The 18,995-nt window shown below is 43.0% G+C and carries 18 protein-coding genes; 9 read left to right on the top strand and 9 right to left on the bottom strand.

Annotated features, from left to right (window positions below; genetic code table 11):
* Nucleotides 1–78 precede the first annotated feature (78 nt).
* A complete protein-coding gene (locus K1J09_RS02185; RefSeq protein WP_223322455.1) occupies nucleotides 79–1,365 on the top strand; it encodes a peptidase U32 family protein in 1,287 nt (428 codons plus the stop codon).
* A 72-nt stretch (nucleotides 1,366–1,437) separates the two neighbouring features.
* Nucleotides 1,438–1,761: a CHY zinc finger protein gene (locus K1J09_RS02180; protein WP_004186155.1), complete on the top strand. Its 324-nt coding sequence runs from the start codon at nucleotides 1,438–1,440 to the stop codon at nucleotides 1,759–1,761.
* Nucleotides 1,762–1,787: 26 nt separating this feature from the next.
* Here the strand turns inward: K1J09_RS02180 and K1J09_RS02175 are convergent, their stop codons facing one another.
* On the bottom strand, nucleotides 1,788–2,144 hold the full coding sequence (locus tag K1J09_RS02175; RefSeq protein ID WP_002899965.1) for a hypothetical protein: 357 nt from the start codon (nucleotides 2,142–2,144) through the stop codon (nucleotides 1,788–1,790).
* A gap of 90 nt (nucleotides 2,145–2,234) precedes the next feature.
* Between K1J09_RS02175 and K1J09_RS02170 the strand changes: the two genes are divergently transcribed.
* Nucleotides 2,235–2,447 carry a YdbC family protein gene (locus K1J09_RS02170; RefSeq protein ID WP_002897227.1) on the top strand — a complete coding sequence of 71 codons (213 nt, stop codon included), beginning with the start codon at nucleotides 2,235–2,237 and terminating at the stop codon, nucleotides 2,445–2,447.
* 24 nt (nucleotides 2,448–2,471) lie between these two features.
* On the opposite strand, the gene K1J09_RS02165 is transcribed toward K1J09_RS02170, so the two are convergent.
* Entirely contained in the window at nucleotides 2,472–3,017 is a 546-nt protein-coding gene (locus tag K1J09_RS02165) for a biotin transporter BioY (RefSeq protein ID WP_223322456.1), read from the bottom strand.
* Between the two features lie 471 nt (nucleotides 3,018–3,488).
* On the opposite strand from K1J09_RS02165, the gene K1J09_RS02160 reads away from it, so the two are divergent.
* Nucleotides 3,489–4,220 (top strand): cyclase family protein, encoded by a 732-nt coding sequence (locus K1J09_RS02160; protein WP_223322457.1) that lies wholly within the window; start codon nucleotides 3,489–3,491, stop codon nucleotides 4,218–4,220.
* A 356-nt stretch (nucleotides 4,221–4,576) separates the two neighbouring features.
* Here K1J09_RS02160 and gorA read toward each other — a convergent pair whose 3' ends face one another.
* Nucleotides 4,577–5,926 (bottom strand): glutathione-disulfide reductase, encoded by a 1,350-nt coding sequence (gene gorA / locus K1J09_RS02155; RefSeq protein ID WP_223322458.1) that lies wholly within the window; start codon nucleotides 5,924–5,926, stop codon nucleotides 4,577–4,579.
* A 209-nt stretch (nucleotides 5,927–6,135) separates the two neighbouring features.
* On the opposite strand from gorA, the gene K1J09_RS02150 reads away from it, so the two are divergent.
* From K1J09_RS02150 to K1J09_RS02140, 3 genes are read left to right on the top strand one after another with little or no spacing between them, the layout of a single operon-like run.
* Nucleotides 6,136–7,299, top strand: a complete 1,164-nt coding sequence (locus K1J09_RS02150; RefSeq protein ID WP_002894989.1) for an efflux RND transporter periplasmic adaptor subunit — start codon at nucleotides 6,136–6,138, stop codon at nucleotides 7,297–7,299.
* Nucleotides 7,283–7,981, top strand: a complete 699-nt coding sequence (locus K1J09_RS02145; RefSeq protein WP_002899969.1) for an ABC transporter ATP-binding protein — start codon at nucleotides 7,283–7,285, stop codon at nucleotides 7,979–7,981. The genes K1J09_RS02150 and K1J09_RS02145 overlap by 17 nt, the downstream gene beginning before the upstream one ends.
* On the top strand, nucleotides 7,981–9,249 hold the full coding sequence (locus K1J09_RS02140; protein WP_176798678.1) for an ABC transporter permease: 1,269 nt from the start codon (nucleotides 7,981–7,983) through the stop codon (nucleotides 9,247–9,249). Before K1J09_RS02145 ends, K1J09_RS02140 begins: the two co-directional genes overlap by 1 nt.
* Nucleotides 9,250–9,346: 97 nt before the next feature.
* On the opposite strand, the gene lysS is transcribed toward K1J09_RS02140, so the two are convergent.
* The 6 genes from lysS to K1J09_RS02110 all read right to left on the bottom strand — a co-directional run bounded on the left by lysS (nucleotide 9,347) and on the right by K1J09_RS02110 (nucleotide 14,648).
* Nucleotides 9,347–10,837 carry a lysine--tRNA ligase gene (gene lysS, locus K1J09_RS02135; protein WP_223322459.1) on the bottom strand — a complete coding sequence of 497 codons (1,491 nt, stop codon included), beginning with the start codon at nucleotides 10,835–10,837 and terminating at the stop codon, nucleotides 9,347–9,349.
* A 100-nt stretch (nucleotides 10,838–10,937) separates the two neighbouring features.
* Nucleotides 10,938–11,573, bottom strand: a complete 636-nt coding sequence (locus K1J09_RS02130) for a histidine phosphatase family protein (RefSeq protein ID WP_223322460.1) — start codon at nucleotides 11,571–11,573, stop codon at nucleotides 10,938–10,940.
* 62 nt (nucleotides 11,574–11,635) lie between these two features.
* Nucleotides 11,636–12,121 (bottom strand): aminoacyl-tRNA deacylase, encoded by a 486-nt coding sequence (locus K1J09_RS02125; RefSeq protein WP_223322461.1) that lies wholly within the window; start codon nucleotides 12,119–12,121, stop codon nucleotides 11,636–11,638.
* The gene (locus K1J09_RS02120) at nucleotides 12,114–12,962 is read right to left on the bottom strand and encodes a DUF368 domain-containing protein (RefSeq protein WP_042762799.1); all 849 of its coding nucleotides are present in this window, start codon (nucleotides 12,960–12,962) and stop codon (nucleotides 12,114–12,116) included. Before K1J09_RS02120 ends, K1J09_RS02125 begins: the two co-directional genes overlap by 8 nt.
* Nucleotides 12,963–13,104: 142 nt before the next feature.
* On the bottom strand, nucleotides 13,105–13,962 hold the full coding sequence (locus K1J09_RS02115; protein ID WP_002920762.1) for a glycoside hydrolase family 25 protein: 858 nt from the start codon (nucleotides 13,960–13,962) through the stop codon (nucleotides 13,105–13,107).
* Between the two features lie 209 nt (nucleotides 13,963–14,171).
* On the bottom strand, nucleotides 14,172–14,648 hold the full coding sequence (locus K1J09_RS02110) for a glutathione peroxidase (RefSeq protein ID WP_002920763.1): 477 nt from the start codon (nucleotides 14,646–14,648) through the stop codon (nucleotides 14,172–14,174).
* Nucleotides 14,649–14,801: 153 nt separating this feature from the next.
* Here K1J09_RS02110 and ftsW point away from each other — a divergent pair, with 153 nt between their 5' ends.
* Together ftsW and ppc are read left to right on the top strand one after the other, a co-directional pair.
* Nucleotides 14,802–16,034, top strand: coding sequence for a cell division peptidoglycan polymerase FtsW (gene ftsW, locus K1J09_RS02105; protein WP_223322462.1), 1,233 nt, complete (start codon nucleotides 14,802–14,804; stop codon nucleotides 16,032–16,034).
* Between the two features lie 46 nt (nucleotides 16,035–16,080).
* A complete protein-coding gene (ppc, locus tag K1J09_RS02100; protein WP_223322463.1) occupies nucleotides 16,081–18,927 on the top strand; it encodes a phosphoenolpyruvate carboxylase in 2,847 nt (948 codons plus the stop codon).
* Nucleotides 18,928–18,995 lie beyond the last annotated feature (68 nt).

The following is an 18,995-nucleotide window of genomic DNA, read 5'->3' as shown; positions in this document are numbered from 1 at the left end:
CTTGCTTTTGGGGGCAAATTACTATAAAATAATAAGGATTAGACATCAACACTTTTATATTGCAAATAGGAGAAAATGATGGCAAGAAAGTTGAAACGACCAGAGGTGTTATCACCTGCTGGTACTTTGGAAAAGCTAAAAGTAGCTGTTCGATATGGAGCGGATGCTGTTTTTATTGGCGGACAGGCCTATGGTCTGCGCAGTCGGGCTGGGAACTTTACCTTTGAACAGATGGAAGAAGGGGTTCAGTTTGCGGCTAGTTATGGTGCTAAGGTCTATGTCGCGGCCAATATGGTCATGCACGAGGGAAATGAAGAGGGAGCTGGTGAGTGGTTCCGCCGTTTGCGGGATATCGGGATTGCGGCTGTTATTGTTTCAGATCCAGCTTTGATTGCTATTGCAGCATCAGAAGCACCCGGCCTGGAAATCCACCTGTCAACTCAGGCTAGTGCGACTAACTATGAAACGCTGGAATTCTGGAAAAATCTAGGACTGACTCGTGTTGTCCTAGCACGCGAAGTTTCTATGGCTGAGCTGGCTGAAATTCGCCGACGGACTGACGTTGAAATAGAAGCCTTTGTTCATGGAGCCATGTGTATTTCCTACTCTGGACGCTGTACATTATCCAACCACATGAGTATGCGCGATGCCAATCGTGGAGGCTGCTCGCAATCCTGCCGTTGGAAATATGACCTCTACGACATGCCTTTTGGACAAGAACGTAAGAGCTTGAAGGGGGAAGTTCCAGAAGAATTTTCTATGTCCGCAGTTGATATGTCCATGATTGACCGCATACCAGATATGATTGAAAATGGAGTGGATAGCTTGAAGATTGAGGGACGGATGAAGTCTATTCACTACGTTTCTACGGTGACTAACTGCTATAAAGCAGCAGTGAACGCTTATCTAGAAAGTCCTGAAAAGTTCGAAGCTATCAAGCAGGATCTGGTTGATGAGATGTGGAAGGTTGCTCAACGTGAATTGGCCACAGGATTCTACTATCATACTCCAACTGAAAATGAGCAGCTTTTCGGAGCGCGACGCAAGATTCCAGAATACAAATTTGTAGCAGAAGTAGTGGCCTATGACGCAGACAGTCAGACAGCGACTATTCGTCAGCGAAATGTTATCCATGAAGGAGATCAGGTTGAATTTTACGGACCAGGCTTCCGTCATTTTGAAACCTTTATCACAGACCTTCGAGATGCTGAAGGTAACAAAATTGATCGGGCTCCTAATCCGATGGAGCTTCTGACCATTCACTTGGAGCAGCCCGTAGAGGCTGGCGATATGGTGCGGGCTCGAAAGGAAGGCTTGATTAATCTTTACAAGGAAGATGGCACTAGCGTGACCGTCCGAGCTTAATATTTTATTCATAGGTGGCTTTTTAATCTAAAAGCCATTTTTATGAATAGAGGTTTTCAGAGAGGAAATAACGTGATTCAGGTTTACGGAGATATTCTTGATGAGGAGACTCGCTGCCAGCATTATCACAGTGAAAGAGATATCATAGCCCTTAAGTGCTTTGCTTGTCAGAAGTACTATCCTTGCTTTCTCTGCCATGACCGCTACGAAGACCATGCTTTTCTAGCCTATCCTGTGAGTCGCTCAGAAGATCGAGTAGTTCTTTGTGGTCATTGCAGGACCGAGTTGACTATTTCACAGTATCTTGGCTGTGAGGATGCTTGTCCTATCTGTACTCATCCTTTTAATCCAGGATGCAAGAAGCATCGATCAATTTATTTTCAGACAAACAAATAACTCTTCCATCCAGCTGGATAGAAGAGTTATCTTTTGAAACGACGGTTGGTGATGCGAATGTCTTTCTTTTGGGCTTCACGGATATTATTGGGTACGAGACTGATTCGCTTGATGTCCTGCACGCGGATAATAGTGGTCATACTTTTCTTGAAATTCTTGATAATCAGCTGCAGGCGCTCGCGATCGTATTTAACAATATCGCCAGTGAAGCTTTTATCTAGAAAGATAACGTGGACACCAGATTGTTTTCGCAGAGCTAGCTCGATGGTACGCAGAATGCGGCCGCTGTCCTCTGGTCCTTGTTCATTCTTTTTACCACTGATAAATTCGTTGGCTCTTTGTAAAATCATTTCGAGATATTTTTTCATAGCTAAAATCTCCATAACTTGTTACAATATATTATATAACAAAATTCCCTAAATTGTAAATTCTTTTACGAATTATTAGTTGGAAAATAAAACAAGAGGTGAAATATGGCTGAATTTACATTCGAAATCGAAGAAAAACTTCTGGTCCTATCTGAAAATGACAAGGGCTGGACTAAGGAGCTTAATCGCGTTAGCTTTAATGGAGCACCAGCTAAGTATGATATTCGGACTTGGAGTCCAGACCACAGCAAAATGGGCAAGGGAATTACACTTTCTAATGAAGAATTCCAAGTTCTCGTGGATGCATTTAAAAACTGATAGAGAAAGCTCTATCAGTTTTTTCTATTTCTCTGAAAAGTAGGGATGAAATTTCAGACTCTTAAAAATAGGAATGCTGATGATGGTGATGACAACCATTTTTAGCAAGTCTGGCAGGATAAAAGGAGTAAGACCAACCGCGACTGACTTAGAGAAATCAAATCCTCCCAAGAAATGCAGTCCTAGGATACCGCCGACAAAGACGAGAGCGTCACCCAATACATTGGCTATAAAAATCATATAGAAAGGACTGTCCTTATGGGTTAGACTGGATGTTACAAGGGAAAAGAGTAAGTAGAACCAGAGATAGCCGGCGCTTGGCCCAAAGAGAGCTTGAAAACCACCGCTTCCTCCAGCAAAGACTGGCAGGCCAATAGCTCCCAGCAGTAGATAAATAAAGACTGACAAAACTGCTTCGCGGGGTTTGAAAATCGTCGCAATCAAACCTACAGCAAAAGTCTGCAGCGTGATGGGGACAGGGCCAATGGAAATAGTTAATTGGGACAGGACAGCTAGGAAGGCAGCTCCGATAGCTGGGAGGGCAAGAAGAAAAGCTTTGTTCTTGTTCATAAATAGTAAACCTCTTTTTGATTTTATGGTAACTATTTTAAAAGCTAAATAAAAAAAAGTCAAGTCCTTCTTAATCGGACGAGACAATTATACAGACAGATTCTTATTTTCGTTTCTTGCTTCTGATGAGCAAGACGAAGAAGGCGATAAGACCAAAAATATTAAAGAAAAGGATGCCCAAGGCCGCAAGAAGTTTTTTTGTTTTCCTCATCAGTTTTTCTCATTTCTGGATTGCTTTGTACTATCATATCAAAATTTTCAATGTTTGAATAGGCTTCATTAGAAAAATTAGCTATAGCTTTAAACTATATTATTTTCAATAAAAAAGGATTATCTAAAAGTGCTATAAAGAATTGCAGCAGCACACTTTGATTGATATAATAATGCAAAAGTAAATAAGAGTTTTTGCTAGAGGTGTGGGTGCGTAATTAACATCTTCCCAAAGCAAGACTGACTAGATTGGAGAAGGCTATGACAGATTTATTAAAAATTTATCAGGAACTACAGGAGAAAAAATGGGTCAACTTGTCCCATCAGATCAAGGAAGATAGTCCGCATTTTCCAGCTCTGCCTGCCTTGGAGAAGAAGGATATTTTCACTTTGAAAGACGGTTTTCATGTTCAGCAGTTTTCTGTAGTTGGCCAGTACGGGACTCATATTGATGCTCCGATTCACTTTGTGGAGGGTGGTCGCTGGTTGGAAGAGATTGAACTAAAAGATCTTTTCCTGCCTTTGGTAGTTATTGATAAGTCTAAGGAAGTAGCAGAGAATCCAGACTTTATTCTGGACAAGCAGGATATTTTAGATTTTGAAGCGGAGCACGGGCAGATTGAGCCAGGAACGTTTATTGCCTTTCGCTCAGACTGGTCCAAGCGTTGGCCAAGTCAATCAGCCATGCGCAATCTGGATGATCAGGAGATTCAGCATACTCCTGGGTGGGGACAGGATGCTCTAGAGTTCCTTATCCATGAGCGTGGTGTCAAGGCGGTAGGTCACGAAACTTTTGATACAGATGCGGGTATTCCTACAGCGGAGCATGGGCTGCTTAATGAATACTATCTTTTGGAGCAGGACATTTATCAGCTAGAAGTTATGGCTAATCTGGATCAGCTGCCGGCTAAGGGTGCTCTCATCTCAATTAGCTTTCCCAACTGGCATCAAGCCAGCGGTTCACCAGTTAGGGCTGTAGCTATTTTACCATAAAGAAAAAGGAGTCTGAGATTTCATTTCAGGCCCTTTATCGTCTATAATAAGCAAAAAAACAACGCTCGTTTTTCATAATTTTTGGAATTTCTTGATGGATATTTGACAACTTACCTTTTAAAATAGTGATGCAGAAGTTTATTGTCTGAAAAAAATCTGAATTTCTTCAATTAAACTGATATTTGAAAGGAAAGTCAAATGAAGCTGAAACAGCTTAAATTGCAATCTTACAAAAATGTAAGATTCGTCTGTAAAATGAAAGATTAGGTTATGGAACGGTCAACATCTTTATTATAAAATGGTAGCAGAAGTCAAAAAGAGGCTGGAATACCAAACCTCTTCTGATTTTGAATTTTTTATCGCATGGTCACGAATTCTTCGGAGCCTGTCGGGTGAATAGCAACTGTAGCATCAAAGTCAGCCTTGGTAGCGCCCATTTTGATAGCAACAGCGAAACCTTGAATCATCTCGTCTACTCCATAGCCAATGCCGTGCAGGCCGACGACCTTTTCATCTTCACCAGCTGTGATGAGCTTGAACTTAGCCTGTTGGCGGTGCTGGGTGACAGCAGAGTACATGGATGTGAAGCTAGATGTATAAACGTGGATATTTTCAGCTCCGTAAGTCTTGACAGCCTCTACCTCAGTCAGGCCGACTGTCCCAATAGCAGGATGGGAGAAGACAACAGTTGGAATAGTTGAGTAGTCCATCTTAGCATTTGTTTTGCCATTGAAAAGACGTTCAGACAGAGTTCGACCAGCCTTGATGGCAACAGGGGTTAATTCTTTTTCACCTGTTACATCGCCGAGAGCATAGATACCTGGAACCACAGTGTTTTGGTACTCATCTACAGCGATGAAGCCACGTTCATTGAGAGTGACGCCAGCTGCGTCTAGATTAAGGTCTTGAACGTTTGGCTTACGACCAATTGCCCAGATAACATGCTGGGCTGTGTGACTGCTGCCATCTTCAAAGTAGAGTTTGAGCTGACCATCAGGAAGTTTTTCCAGCTTTTGTGGAATCTTATGGGTATGAAGCTGGAGTCCAGAGTTTTCCATTTCTTGGAGTAAACCGTCAATCAGATAGCTGTCAAAGTTGCGCAGTGGTCGATCCTTACGGACAAAAAGGTCTGTTTTAACTCCCAGAGCATGGAGCACGCCGGCTAGCTCAACTGCTATATAGCCTGCTCCGACAATGGCAACAGATTCAGGTAATTCTTCCCAAGCGAAGACATCGTCGGAATTCTCTCCGTAGCCTGCGCCAGGGATATTTGGAATAGCAGCATGAGCACCCGTCGCGATGACAATGTGCTTGGCGCGAATAAGCTCACCGTTGACTTGGACAGTGTTTGCATCCACAAAGCGGGCATGGCCTTCAATCAGCTCAACCCCATTCCGCTTGAAGCTACCATCGTAGGACGAACGTGCTCGGTCAATATAAGCTTCGCGATTTTTCCGAAGGGTAGCAAAATCAAAAGTTTGATTATCAGAGGTAAAGCCGTAGTCTGGTCCATAATGCTGAATAGCTTCAGCGATTTGAGCACCATACCACATAATCTTCTTTGGGACACAGCCGACATTGACACAGGTACCACCCAGTTTCTTTTCTTCAATAACGGCAACCTTGGCACCGTATTCGCCAGCCCGATTCATGGTAGCAATTCCCCCGCTGCCACCGCCAATAGCAATCATATCAAATTCTTTCATTTTATCAGAATCTCCTTCTATTATATGAGGTAATTGTACCTTTTTTAGCAGGTGAATGCAAAAATCTGCTACGGATTTAAATGGAGTGACTATCTGAGATAAAATAGCAACCATTTGTGAAAAACTGTAAATTTTTTTAGAAGAATTATGATAGCCTTGTGATATAATATAACAAAAGAAAATCGTTTTCATCAAGAGGAGGAAAAAAGATGAAAAAGTTAAAGAAATGGCAATTATTTAGCATTATTGGAGCTACGATTGCAGTTGTTGCAGGAGCAATTCTCTTCATGTTTTTAAACGGAGGGAATCCTTCTGAGGCACCGATCGATACGACTCCGCTGGTTCAGAAGGCCAAGGAAGGCTCAGTGGCTTCTTCAGTCTTGCTGACAGGAAATGTCACAGCCAGCAATGAGCAGTATATCTACTATGACAGCACCAAGGGTGACTTGGAAAATGTACTGGTCAATGTCGGTGACCAAGTGACAGCCGGTCAAGCATTGGTTACTTATAAAAGTGCAGAGGCTCAGGCTGCTTATGATGCGGCTGCTCGGGCGGTTAGCAAAGCTGATCGTCAATTGCATGACTTGCAGACCAATGGTGTGACTGTAAATACGACTGGCGACGAAGAAGCAGATGGTGCGTCTGAAGCTCAGGCTCAGCGTTCTGTAGAGTCTCAGGCAGCTGACCTGCGCGATGCTCGGGCTGATGCAGTTGATAATATGAATAAAGCACAAGCTACTCTCAATGCCTTGACAGTGACCAGCACAGCAGATGGTACGGTCGTAGAAGTTAACCGTGATGTTTCAAAATCAACAACTGGTGCCACTCAAACCTTGGTTCACATTGTCAGCAATGGAAATCTGCAGATTAAGGGTGAATTATCCGAATACAATCTGGCTAACTTGTCTGTCGGTCAAGAAGTGACCATTACATCAAAAGTTTACCCAGATAAAAAATGGACTGGTAAAATCAGCTACATTTCCAACTATCCGAAAGACGGCCAGCAGGCAGCAGCTCAACCGTCTGGAACAGGTGGTAGCGGAACAGCTTCAGGTTCCAAATATCCATTTACAATTGACATTACCAGCGAGATTGGTGAACTCAAGCAAGGTTTCTCTGTCAACATTGAAGTTAAAAACAATACTCAGGGACTCATTGTGCCAGTCAGCAGTGTGGTAATGGACGGAGACAAGAACTATGTTTGGGTCCTGGAAAAAGGAGTTGCCAAGAAGACAGAAGTAACGCTCGGAAATGCTGATGCTGAAAATCAAGAAATCTCATCTGGTTTGACAAAGGATAGTAAAGTTATCATCAATCCGACAGATAGCTTGAAAGACGGTCAAGAGGTGAAATCTTATGAAGAAGCTAATTGAGTTAAAAAATATTAATAAGAGCTATCGCAATGGAGACCAGGAACTGCAGGTATTAAAAGATATCAGTCTGGAGGTTGAAGAGGGCGAGTTTGTTGCCATCATGGGACCGTCTGGATCTGGTAAGTCTACTCTGATGAATATCATTGGGATGCTGGATCGTCCGACCACTGGTGAATACCATCTAGGAAGCGAAGAAGTCGCTAAGCTAGGTGATAAGAAGCTGGCTAAGGTTCGAAATAAGCAAATCGGCTTTGTCTTTCAGCAGTTCTTTCTCTTGTCTAAGCTTAATGCCTTGCAAAATGTGGAACTGCCCTTGATCTATGCAGGTGTTGGTCAGTCTAAACGCAAGTCCTTGGCCGAGCAGTTTCTGACCAAGGTGGAGTTGGACACGCGGATGCATCATCTGCCTTCAGAGCTTTCTGGAGGACAGAAGCAGCGAGTAGCCATTGCGCGTGCTTTGGTCAATAATCCTTCGCTGATTCTGGCTGACGAACCGACGGGGGCCCTAGATACCAAGACTGGCGAGCAGATTATGGAGCTCTTGACTGAGCTCAATCGAGAAGGGAAAACCATTATCATGGTAACCCACGAGCCTGAGATTGCGGCCTATGCCAAACGGCAAATTGTCATTCGTGACGGCGTCATCTCATCTGATAGCGCTAAGGAAGGAGGACTAGCCTAATGCAAAACTGGAAATTTGCCATTAGCTCCATTCTTGGACACAAGATGCGGTCTTTCCTGACCATGATTGGGATTATTATCGGAGTGGCTTCGGTTGTGGTTATCATGGCTTTAGGAGATTCCATTACCCGGCGGGTCAATGAGAGTTTTACCAAAAGTCAGAAAAATATGCGTCTTGTCTTTTCTCCTAAAAAGAGTAAGGATGGCTCCTACACACAAACGGCTGATCTCTATTCTGTAAATGTGGAAGATGAAAGCGAAGAAGTGGTAGAGCCACCCAAGGCCCAGGAAGCTTGGGTTAAAGAATTGACCCATATCAAGGGAGTGGACGGCTACTATGTGACCAACTCAGCTATGGAAACCTTTAGCTACGAAAATAAGCAGGCTGAGCGCGTCAACTTTGTCGGAGCAAACATGACCTATATTCAGGTGAAAAAATACAAAATCATTGCTGGTCGTGCTCTGAGGCAGCAAGACTATCAAGGCTTTGCCAGTGTAGTGCTGCTGGACGAAGATTTGGCTGCGAACCTCTTTTCTTCCGCTGAAGAAGCAATCAATAAGATTGTGACAGTGGGCGCCAGTAACTATCGGGTGATTGGGGTTTATAGAGATCCTGAAACTGCTGCTGCCTCTGGCTCCATGCAGGTCTATGGTGGTAATGCCATTACGACCAATACTCTCATAGCTGCAAACTTTGGAGTCGATGAAATTTCAGAGATTGTTCTTCGGGTGAATGATACCAGCTTGGTTCCAGAACTTGGTCCTAAGGTTGCCAAGAAATTAACAGAAATTGCTGGTCTCCAACAGGGCGAATATCAAGTGACAGATGATAGTGCCCTCTATCAGGAAGTGCAAAATATTTATGGTGCTATGACAGGTGTTATCGGAGCCATCGCCGGAATCTCACTCTTTGTTGGTGGTATCGGCGTTATGAATATCATGTTGGTATCTGTCACTGAGCGGACTCGGGAAATAGGTCTACGGAAGGCTCTGGGAGCAACGCGTGGCAATATTTTAATGCAATTTCTGATTGAGTCTATGATTTTGACACTGATTGGTGGTTTGATTGGCCTGCTTCTAGCTGCAGGACTTGCTTCTGTATTAGGCTCAGCCATGAGTCAAATGCTGGAAGGAACACCAGTAACGGTATCTCTACCAGTCAGCATCGTTAGCCTTCTCTTCTCAGCAACCATCGGTGTTCTCTTCGGAATCCTGCCGGCCAATAAAGCCTCTAAACTGGATCCAATTGAAGCACTGAGGTATGAATAATACAAAAAAAGTCTGGGGAACCAGGCTTTTTTGTGATGTAAAAATCCTGCTGGAATTCCAGCAGGATTTGTTTTCTTAATATCGTATAAAATACAGATTATTTCATCGTTGGGAAGAGCAGGACATCGCGAATGGTCGTAACATTTGTTAGCAACATGACCAGACGGTCGATACCGATTCCCAGACCTCCAGTTGGTGGCATACCATATTCCAGAGCTTCGACAAAGTCATAGTCAATGCCAGTTGCTTCGTCATCACCCAGTTCTTTGGCTTTTGCCTGTGCTTCAAAACGAGATAATTGATCAATTGGATCGTTCAACTCGGTGAAGGCATTGGCATATTCTTTGGTCATGATGAAGAGCTCGAAACGGTCCGTGAAGCGTGGGTCTTCTGGATTTTTCTTGGCCAGAGGTGATACTGCTACAGGATGACCGTAGACAAAGGTTGGCTGAATCAAGGTTTCTTCCACAAATTCTTCAAAGAAAGCATTGATAACATGGCCAACTTCGGTGAAGTGCTTTTCAAGCGGAACTTTCTTTTCTTTAGCCAAGGCAGTAGCTTCTTCAAAACTCATCTCTTGCCAGAAGTCAACGCCTGTAATTTCCTTGATGGCATCTACCATGTGAACGCGTTTAAATGGTTCGTTGATCTTGATTTCAGTTCCTTGGTAGTTGACTGGTCCATCTCCATTAACAGAGACGGCTGCATGTTGGATAATACCTTCAGTCAAGTCCATGATGTCTTGGAAATCTGCATAGGCTTGGTAAACCTCGATGGAAGTGAACTCTGGATTGTGAGTTGCGTCCATTCCTTCGTTTCGGAAGATACGCCCAATCTCATACACTCGCTCCATACCGCCGACGATAAGACGTTTAAGGTGAAGCTCGGTTGCAATCCGCAGTACCATGTCAATGTTTTGGGCATTGTGGTGGGTGATAAATGGACGGGCAGCAGCACCGCCTGCTTCGTTGTGGAGAACAGGAGTTTCAACTTCAAGGAAACCTTGCCCGTCTAAGTAACGGCGGATTTCTGAGATGATTTTTGAGCGAGTGACAAAGCGTTCAAAGCTTTCGCGGTTGGAAATCAAATCCAAATAACGTTTACGGTAGATGGTTTCAACATCTGACAAGCCGTGGAATTTTTCAGGGAGGGGACGCAGAGCCTTAGACAAGTGAGTAAGGTGGGTCGCCTTGATAGAAAGCTCCCCCATATCTGTCCGCATAATCTCACCTTCGATACCGAGGAAATCCCCTAAGTCGGCCTTTTTGAAGATTTCATAATTTTCTTCACCAACAGCATCCTTACGTACATAAATCTGGATTTGGCCTTCACGGTCTTGGATGTGGGCAAAGCCAACCTTTCCTTTGCCACGCTTGGTCATGAGACGGCCAGCGATAATAGCTGTTTCATTGAGTTCGTTTAATTCTTCTTTATCTTTATCGTTGTATTTTTCTTTTAGTTGAGCAGAGTTAGCAGTCCGCTCAAAGCGTTTGCCAAAAGGGTCAATTCCCTGCTCAGCCAGCGCAGCCATTTTTTCACGGCGGATAATCTGCTGGTCGTTTAATTCCTCGATATGTTCAGTAGTCATGTTTTTCCTCCAAAAGTTTTCCTACCTATTTTATCACAAAAGATAGGGAAATTCATCTATATTTGGCTATAAAGTAAGAAAAAAAGCTAGAAATCCAGCCTTAATTTTCTGCTTTTTCAACTAAATAATCCGTATTATTCCAAGTGATCAGCTCAAAATTCTCAAAGTCTTCTGTTTCAAGGATGGTGATACTAGCATTGGTCAGACCGCCATTCTTGAGCAAAAGAGGTGTGTCATAGCCCAGCATGGTTCGAATGCTGGCGGTTAAGTTGGCTCCGTGCCCGACAATGAGCACTTGTTCATAGTCCTTGTCCTTTAAGGTCTTGATAAAGGAAATGGTCCGGTGGGTCGTATGGTAGACTGACTCAGCGTCAAAAAACGTATGATTAAATTGCGAAAGGTTGTGGCGGAAGGCAGCCATCTGATGCGGATAGATGGCTTCTATGGTAGAGATTTTTGCGCCTTCCAGTTTTCCCAACTGCCATTCTCGCAGTTCAGGTACTGATACGATTTCAGTCGGAAACTGGCTTTCTTCTTGGATAATCTCAGCAGAGCGAATGGCACGTGGGAGGTCGCTGCTGAAAATTTTTCCAAATTGTGTCTGAGCCAGATGTTTTCCTAGGGTTTGCAGTTCTTCAACAGCGGTTGGCAGCAGTGACGAATCACCGCTGGCTCCCTGAAAGCGGCCTTCCTGATTCCATTCCGTTCTTCCGTGTCGGACAAAATATAATTTCATAGTGGTTGATTGTTTCTTTCTTATTAGGGTTTATTGAGAATATTAGGTGCAGTATTGAAGAATTATGAGCTAGAATTTTCCTTGAGGTCTGCAAAGTCAGCTTGAACAAAATCTGCCAAATCTTGAGCCTTGATTTCAATACTGCGGCCGACTTCACCGGCAGAAACGATAATGCTATCTCGCTCTAGAGCTGACTGGTCGATATAGATTGGGAAGTTGTGCTTTTGACGGATACCGACAGGATTATTGGCTCCGTGGATATAGCCCGTTGTCTTTTCCAAGTCTTTCTGGGGAATCATGCTGACTTTTTTATTGCCGGAAATCTTGGCCATTTTCTTTTCAGATAGATGTTCTGTGATAGGCAGGATACCAATCAGTGTGCCAGTCTTGTCTCCTGTCAAGGCTAAAGTTTTATAAATCTGCGAACGGTCCAAACCATCGGCTGGGTGTTCTGCTAAGGCATTTAGCTGCAGACCTTTATGTTCAATCTTAGCCTTGCTTAAAATTTGCTCGACCAGAGTTTTTTTGATTTTTGTTTTTTTAGCCATTAGTATATCTCTCTTCTAATTGTGACATCCAGAGACCCAACCAGGTTCCCAGACCGAAGAAAAAGGCTGCAAGGACAAGTGTCAATACAGAAACTCCATGATAGCTTATGCTTTCACTGTTTCCTGCTTGTGGCACTACAATGAGAAGTGTACTGGATAGGACGATGCCAATGATAAAGTGATAGACACGAGAGTAGTAGTTTTTCAAAATATGATCCATGAGCTTAGAGAAGAGAATCAGTGCTAAGGCACCACCGATTCCAATTGGAAGAAAGGTGCCCAAGAGGTCCAGTTTGCGGAAGCCATTCAGCATAGGTGCATAGAGTCCTAAAATTAAGAGAAGGTTGGACGGACTGAGTCCGGGAATTAAAATGCCCAGTGCGATCAAGGCTCCTGCTAGGATGAAAGAGAGAAAGTTGGCTGGCAAGGTGCCGACCATCCCATTTAGGGAATAAAGAAAGATTCCTGAAAGGATGAGGCTGACCCAGAAAACGAGAATATCAGTCCGATCACGCTCACTTTTAGCGACAGACTCTTTAATGAGGCTGGGAACAGTCCCAATAATGGCTCCAGCAAATCCCCAAAGGACAATCACTTTGTAGTTGTCCAGCAGCAGATTGACAGGATAGGAGAAAGCGGCAATTCCTAAAATCATTCCGATTCCAACTGGTATGAAATAGAGAACATTTTCGACGAAGTTTTCCTTTAAATGGGCTAAAAAATGAATCAGGCGCTCGTAAATACCTAAGATAGCTGCTAAAACACCGCCTGAAACTCCCGGCAAAATAAAGCCAAGTGCAATGACCATTCCTTTGAAAATTCTATTCAACCAAGAAATCATTGTATTTTCCTTTTCTAATTTCATTTATCAAATCATTATATCATAAAATATAGGCTTTATTAAGAGGAAACGACTGGAAATTTCCTATTTTATGACAATAAAAAACGACAGCAGTCTTTGAGACTTGAGCTGTCGTTCTGAGCTATTGACTTTCTTTAGGAACTGTAAATAGCTTTTGATAAGTAGCCGTCTGGTCTTTCAAGGTTGACAGCTGGTTCAAATCAAGATAATGGGAGAAGCCAGTCAGCTGTCCTTGTGATGTGTACTGATGCAAGTCGTAATCTTGCTCCGTATTTGGTGCGGCATTGTAGTAGCCGTCGTCATTACCATAAGTCGGAATCCAAATTGCTGTGAATTTATCGGTAGAGATGCTATGCTCCTCCATAAAATAAGTTCCAATATAGATACCAATATTTTTAACACCAAGTGACTCTAGCTTGGCTCGGAAAGCCTCAACTCCCGCATTCATGTCAGACATGGTCTTTTCTTCGACGTCTAGCCAATAATAGGTTGGATGGTACTTGGCAGAAGCCTTGTAGAAACTTTCAGCTTCTTTTTCCATTTCTTTTTTGCTATTGGCGGCCACATAGGCATAGACAGCAACAGGGATGTTGCGCTTTTGAAATTCTTTGATATGTCTTTCATAAGACTTGTCCAGACCATTCAGATGGGTTGCTGCATTTTCTTTTTTTGCCTGCGATCCACTATGAACACGGACAATTACTCCTGAAACATTCTGTGCGAGTAAGTCGTAATTAATCTCACTCGGCAGTTGCCAGCCAGAAATGTCAATGATTGGTCTGGAAATAAACTCTTCATCCAAGGACGAATCTTCAGATGTTTCCTCTTTTTTTGAGGAACTTGGAGTTTGTTTAGTTTGTGAAATTTTTGCCTGTGCTTGCTTTTCCTGAGAGTCAGTAATTTGCTTGCTTATCAAAATTAAAGCGATAAAAGAAGCAAAGAAAATTAGGATTGCAAGCGGTTTAATCCTCTTCCTCATACTGGTTTATTTTAACTTAAAACAAATAAAAAAGCAAAAAATATCCCCAGAATTGCTGGAAAATGAATAAAATGTAATATAATTGAAATATTATAATGCAAAAACAAGACGTTTTGAAAGCTCAAAATGTCTTATTTTTTTAAAAGAGCTTAGCTAAGCTGTGGACGGTGAATTGTCGTTGGATAAATCATTTTGCTTTTTCTTACCTTTTATAATAGCTTTTGAATGAGCTCTTCAATCTTTTTGGGAGAAGTTTGCGGAGAGAAACGTTTGATGACTGTTCCATCTCGGCTGACCAGAAACTTTGTGAAATTCCATTTAATCTTCTCACCCAGAAGACCGCACTTTTCTTTTTTGAGCCAGTCAAAGAGAGGAGCGGTATGAGGACCGTTGACATCAATCTTAGCAAATCGGGGAAAGGTCGTTCCGTAGTTAAGGCTGCAAAAGCTGTTGATTTCTGCAGCGTCTCCAGGTGCCTGCTGGCCAAACTGATTGCAGGGGAAATCTAGAATTTCAAATCCGTCTTTCTGATAGCGCTCATAGAGTTCCTGCAGTTCTTGGTACTGAGGAGTGAAGCCGCAGCCGGTCGCTGTATTGACAATCAGCAGAATCTTTTCTTTATAATCACTCATTTTTTGCAGACTTCCGTCTTGTTTTTGGATTTCGATATCATAAATGTCTGTCATGTTCTCCTCCTTTGTTTGCTTCCTATCTTATCACAATTTTATGTAAAAGAGAGAAAGCAAGGTCATATTATTCCAGTCTCTCCACTAATGCTTTTTTTTCAATCCAAAAGGTGGTATAATGAGAATTGAATTTTTAGAAATTTATGGTGAAATATGAAAATTGACAAGAAGCACTTGTTGAATTATTCCATCTTGATTCCCTATTTGATTTTATCTGTCTTGGGATTGATTGTGGTCTATTCAACGACGAGTCCTACCTCGATTCAGGCCGGAGGAAATGGTTTTGGGATGGTCATGAATCAGGGGATTTTTTGGATAATAAGTCTCTTTATAATTGCGCTCCTATATAGAATCCGCTTGGGTTTCTTAAAAAAAGGAAGTATCCTGACTATAGTTATCTTTGCTGAGATTATCCTCTTGCTTTTATCTCGTTTTATAACTGGGACTATTAACGGCGCCCATGGTTGGCTCAAGCTTGGAGCTTTCAGTATTCAGCCTGCGGAGTATTTGAAGATTATTCTGGTCTGGTATCTAGCTTTTCGCTTCACAAAGAGGCAGGATGAGATAAAGGTCTATGACTATCAAGCCCTGACTCACAACCATTGGTTTCCTAAAGCCTTTAACGACTGGCGGACCATGGTGGCTATTCTGATTGGGATTGTAGCTATTATGCCAGACCTTGGAAATGCGACTATTCTATTTTTGACCGTCGTGATAATGATAGCCGTCAGCGGGATTGGCTATCGATGGTTTTCTACGATGCTGGGAGCCATTGTTAGTGTTTCTGGCTTGGTTCTAGCTAGCATTTGGTTGATTGGGGTTGAGCGCGTGGCCAAGATTCCAGTCTTTGGATATGTGGCCAAGCGTTTCAGCGCTTTCTTCAATCCCTTCAAGGATCTGTCTGGCTCAGGCCACCAATTGGCTAATTCCTACTATGCTATGAGTAATGGCGGCTGGTTTGGTCTAGGCTTGGGGAACTCTATTGAGAAGCGCGGTTATCTGCCGGAAGCTCATACGGACTTTGTTTTTTCTATCGTGATAGAAGAGTTTGGTTTCTTTGGTGCCAGTCTGATTTTGGCCTTACTCTTTTTCCTGATTCTGAGAATTATCTTGGTAGGGATTCGGGCAAAGAATCCATTTAACTCCATGATGGCCTTGGGAATTGGCGGTATGATACTCATGCAGACCTTCATCAATATCGGTGGAATATCAGGTCTCATTCCGTCTACAGGAGTAACCTTCCCCTTCCTATCGCAAGGAGGGAACAGTCTTCTGGTCTTGTCAGTAGCCATCGCCTTGGTACTTAATATTGATGCCAACGAGCGCCGTGATGCCCTCTATGAACAGATGGAAGCGGAGGCGCAAGACCAGTCTGAGGAAGCTTAAACGCAGTTCGTATGAACAGTTGTTGCAAAAATGAAAGGTGCAGATTATGTCATTTAACAAATTAGAAAGCTACAGCAATAAAGAAGTGATTCGAGAAGAAGTCGCCATTTTGACAGACTTGCTTGCCGACATTACTCGGAATCTTCTCAGCCCTGAGACCTTTGAAAAAATCTCCCTCATGGAAGAGCTGGCTGTCAATTCCAAATATCATGAGCTAAAAGCGATTGTAGAAGAACTAACGACAGATGAAATGGTCTATATCTCCCGTTATTTCTCTATTTTACCACTCTTGATTAATATCTCAGAAGACGTGGACCTAGCTTATGAAATCAACCACCAGAACAATATTAATCAGGATTATCTTGGAAAGCTATCAACAACCATTGACCTGATTTCAACGCGGGAAAATGCTCAGGAAATTCTGGAAAACCTGAATGTTGTTCCAGTACTGACAGCTCACCCAACTCAGGTTCAGCGTAAGACCGTTCTGGACTTAACCAATCATATTCATAGTTTGCTGCGTCAGCATCGTGATGTTAAAGCAGGCCTGGTAAATGAGAAGAAGTGGCTAGGAAATCTCCGCCGCTATATTGAGCTTATGATGCAGACAGATATGATCCGTGAGAAAAAGCTGAAAGTAACTAATGAGATTACTAATGTCATGGAGTACTATAACAGCTCTTTCCTACAAGCGATCACCAACTTTATGGTCGAATATAGACGCTTGGCAGGAGAGCGGGGGATCAAGCTGGATAATCCTAAGCCTATTACCATGGGAATGTGGATTGGCGGTGACCGAGATGGCAATCCTTTTGTAACAGCAGAAACCCTGAAACTATCTGCCACTCTCCAGAGTGAAGTCATCCTCAACTATTATATTGACAAGGTTTATACACTCTATCGCACCTTCTCGCTCTCGACCAACCTATCAGAAACCAGTCAGGCAGTAGCAGAAATGGCAGCACTGTCTACTGACAAGTCTGTTTATCGGGAAAATGAGCCTTACCGCCGAGCTTTCCACTATATCCAGTCCAAGCTGATTCAAACCTTGCTTTACCTTAAAGAAGGCAACTTTTCAACTGACGGTCAGCGATTGACTGACCGAGCTGAGGAAAAATTGTCTGCGAAAGCCAACCTTTCTGTCAGCAATAAAGGAAGAGAAATCATTCCTAACTATATCCAGTCTCGTATCAGCGAGACCCTGACCGAGCTGAAGAAAGAAGAGACACCTTCTTACAAAACAGCTCAGGAATTCAAGGAAGACTTGCAGGTCATTTATGATTCTCTTATCGAACATCATGGTGAAGCTTTGGTAAGTGGCGACTTGACTGAACTTCTCCAAGCAGTTGATGTTTTTGGCTTCTTCTTGGCTAGCATTGATATGCGGCAGGATTCTAGCGTTCATGAGGCCTGTGTGGCTGAACTCTTGGCTTCGGCTAATATTGTTCAGGATTATAGTAGCCTGTCGGAAGAAGAAAAATGCCAGGTCCTCCTCAAACAGCTGCTAGAAGATCCTCGTATCCTATCAGCTACTCATGAGCCTAAGTCCGAGCTTCTGCAAAAGGAACTGGAAATTTTCAAAACCGCCCGTCAGCTAAAAGATGCCATTGGTGAGGAAGTCATTAAGCAAAATATTATCTCTCACTCGACCAGTGTATCAGATCTACTTGAGTTGGCTATTATGCTCAAGGAAGTGGGGCTGATTGATGAAAACGGTGCACGTGTCCAGATTGTTCCGCTCTTTGAAACCATTGAGGATTTGGACAATTCCTGCGATACCATGGAGAAATACCTGTCTCTACCGATTGCACAGAAGTGGATTGCCTCTAAAGACAATTATCAAGAAATCATGTTGGGCTATTCAGACAGTAATAAGGATGGGGGTTACTTGTCTTCTTGCTGGACCCTCTACAAGGCTCAGCAGCAGTTGACAGCTATCGGTGATAAGTTTGGCGTGAAAATCACCTTCTTCCATGGCCGAGGTGGTACAGTTGGACGTGGTGGCGGCCCAACCTATGAAGCTATTACTTCTCAGCCACTCCGCAGTATCAATGACCGGATCCGTCTGACTGAGCAAGGGGAAGTCATTGGTAATAAATATGGAAACAAGGATGCAGCCTACTATAACTTGGAAATGCTGGTGTCTGCTGCCATTAACCGCATGGTAACTCATAAGAAGAGCGATAGCCATACGTCTGATAAATATGAGCGAATTATGGACCAAGTAGTTAATCGCAGTTATCAGATTTACCGTGATTTGGTCTTTGGCGACGAGCGTTTTTACGATTATTTCTTTGAATCCAGCCCAATCAAGGCTATCTCTAGCTTTAATATCGGTTCTCGTCCAGCTGCTCGTAAAACCATCACTGAAATCGGTGGTCTCAGAGCTATTCCTTGGGTCTTCTCATGGTCTCAAAGTCGAGTTATGTTCCCAGGCTGGTATGGTGTTGGGTCGAGTTTCAAGGAATTCATTGATGAAGACCCAGAAAATAACTTAGCCTTTCTGCAATTTATGTATAAGAGATGGCCTTTCTTCAAGTCACTCTTGTCAAATGTAGACATGGTTCTGTCTAAGTCAAATATGAATATCGCTTTTGAGTATGCGCAGCTTTGTGAAGATCAGAATGTGCGTGATATTTTCAATATTATCTTGGATGAGTGGCAGTTGACTAAGGATATTATTTTGGAGATTGAAGGTCATGATGAGCTCCTAGCAGAAAACACCTATCTGAGAGATAGCTTGCACTATCGTATGCCTTACTTCAATGTTTTGAACTATATCCAGCTAGAACTGATCAAGCGTCAGCGAAACGGCCAGCTCACACCTGATCAAGAAAAGCTGATTCACATCACCATCAACGGTATTGCAACTGGTCTGCGAAACTCTGGCTAATATAAAGAAAAAATCGGAATTGTTCCGGTTTTTTTCTATTTTTGTAACCAAATGGCTTTTTAATTCGT

The sequence above is a fragment of the Streptococcus sanguinis genome (assembly GCF_019928825.1).
Taxonomy (GTDB): Bacteria; Bacillota; Bacilli; order Lactobacillales; family Streptococcaceae; genus Streptococcus; species Streptococcus sanguinis_L.
This window is presented reverse-complemented; position numbering and strand designations above follow the sequence as displayed.

Excerpts from the sequence above, each read along its gene's own strand:
- K1J09_RS02170 (WP_002897227.1), top strand. The coding sequence starts at position 2,235 with ATGGCTGAATTTACATTCGAAATCGAAGAAAAACTTCTGGTCCTATCT.
- ppc (WP_223322463.1), top strand. The coding sequence starts at position 16,081 with ATGTCATTTAACAAATTAGAAAGCTACAGCAATAAAGAAGTGATTCGA.
- gorA (WP_223322458.1), bottom strand. The coding sequence starts at position 5,926 with ATGAAAGAATTTGATATGATTGCTATTGGCGGTGGCAGCGGGGGAATT.
- K1J09_RS02165 (WP_223322456.1), bottom strand. The coding sequence starts at position 3,017 with ATGAACAAGAACAAAGCTTTTCTTCTTGCCCTCCCAGCTATCGGAGCT.
- K1J09_RS02110 (WP_002920763.1), bottom strand. The coding sequence starts at position 14,648 with ATGACAGACATTTATGATATCGAAATCCAAAAACAAGACGGAAGTCTG.
- K1J09_RS02125 (WP_223322461.1), bottom strand. The coding sequence starts at position 12,121 with ATGGCTAAAAAAACAAAAATCAAAAAAACTCTGGTCGAGCAAATTTTA.
- K1J09_RS02140 (WP_176798678.1), top strand. The coding sequence starts at position 7,981 with ATGCAAAACTGGAAATTTGCCATTAGCTCCATTCTTGGACACAAGATG.
- ftsW (WP_223322462.1), top strand. The coding sequence starts at position 14,802 with ATGAAAATTGACAAGAAGCACTTGTTGAATTATTCCATCTTGATTCCC.
- K1J09_RS02145 (WP_002899969.1), top strand. The coding sequence starts at position 7,283 with ATGAAGAAGCTAATTGAGTTAAAAAATATTAATAAGAGCTATCGCAAT.
- K1J09_RS02160 (WP_223322457.1), top strand. The coding sequence starts at position 3,489 with ATGACAGATTTATTAAAAATTTATCAGGAACTACAGGAGAAAAAATGG.
- K1J09_RS02185 (WP_223322455.1), top strand. The coding sequence starts at position 79 with ATGGCAAGAAAGTTGAAACGACCAGAGGTGTTATCACCTGCTGGTACT.
- K1J09_RS02175 (WP_002899965.1), bottom strand. The coding sequence starts at position 2,144 with ATGGAGATTTTAGCTATGAAAAAATATCTCGAAATGATTTTACAAAGA.
- K1J09_RS02130 (WP_223322460.1), bottom strand. The coding sequence starts at position 11,573 with ATGAAATTATATTTTGTCCGACACGGAAGAACGGAATGGAATCAGGAA.
- K1J09_RS02120 (WP_042762799.1), bottom strand. The coding sequence starts at position 12,962 with ATGATTTCTTGGTTGAATAGAATTTTCAAAGGAATGGTCATTGCACTT.
- K1J09_RS02150 (WP_002894989.1), top strand. The coding sequence starts at position 6,136 with ATGAAAAAGTTAAAGAAATGGCAATTATTTAGCATTATTGGAGCTACG.
- K1J09_RS02115 (WP_002920762.1), bottom strand. The coding sequence starts at position 13,962 with ATGAGGAAGAGGATTAAACCGCTTGCAATCCTAATTTTCTTTGCTTCT.
- lysS (WP_223322459.1), bottom strand. The coding sequence starts at position 10,837 with ATGACTACTGAACATATCGAGGAATTAAACGACCAGCAGATTATCCGC.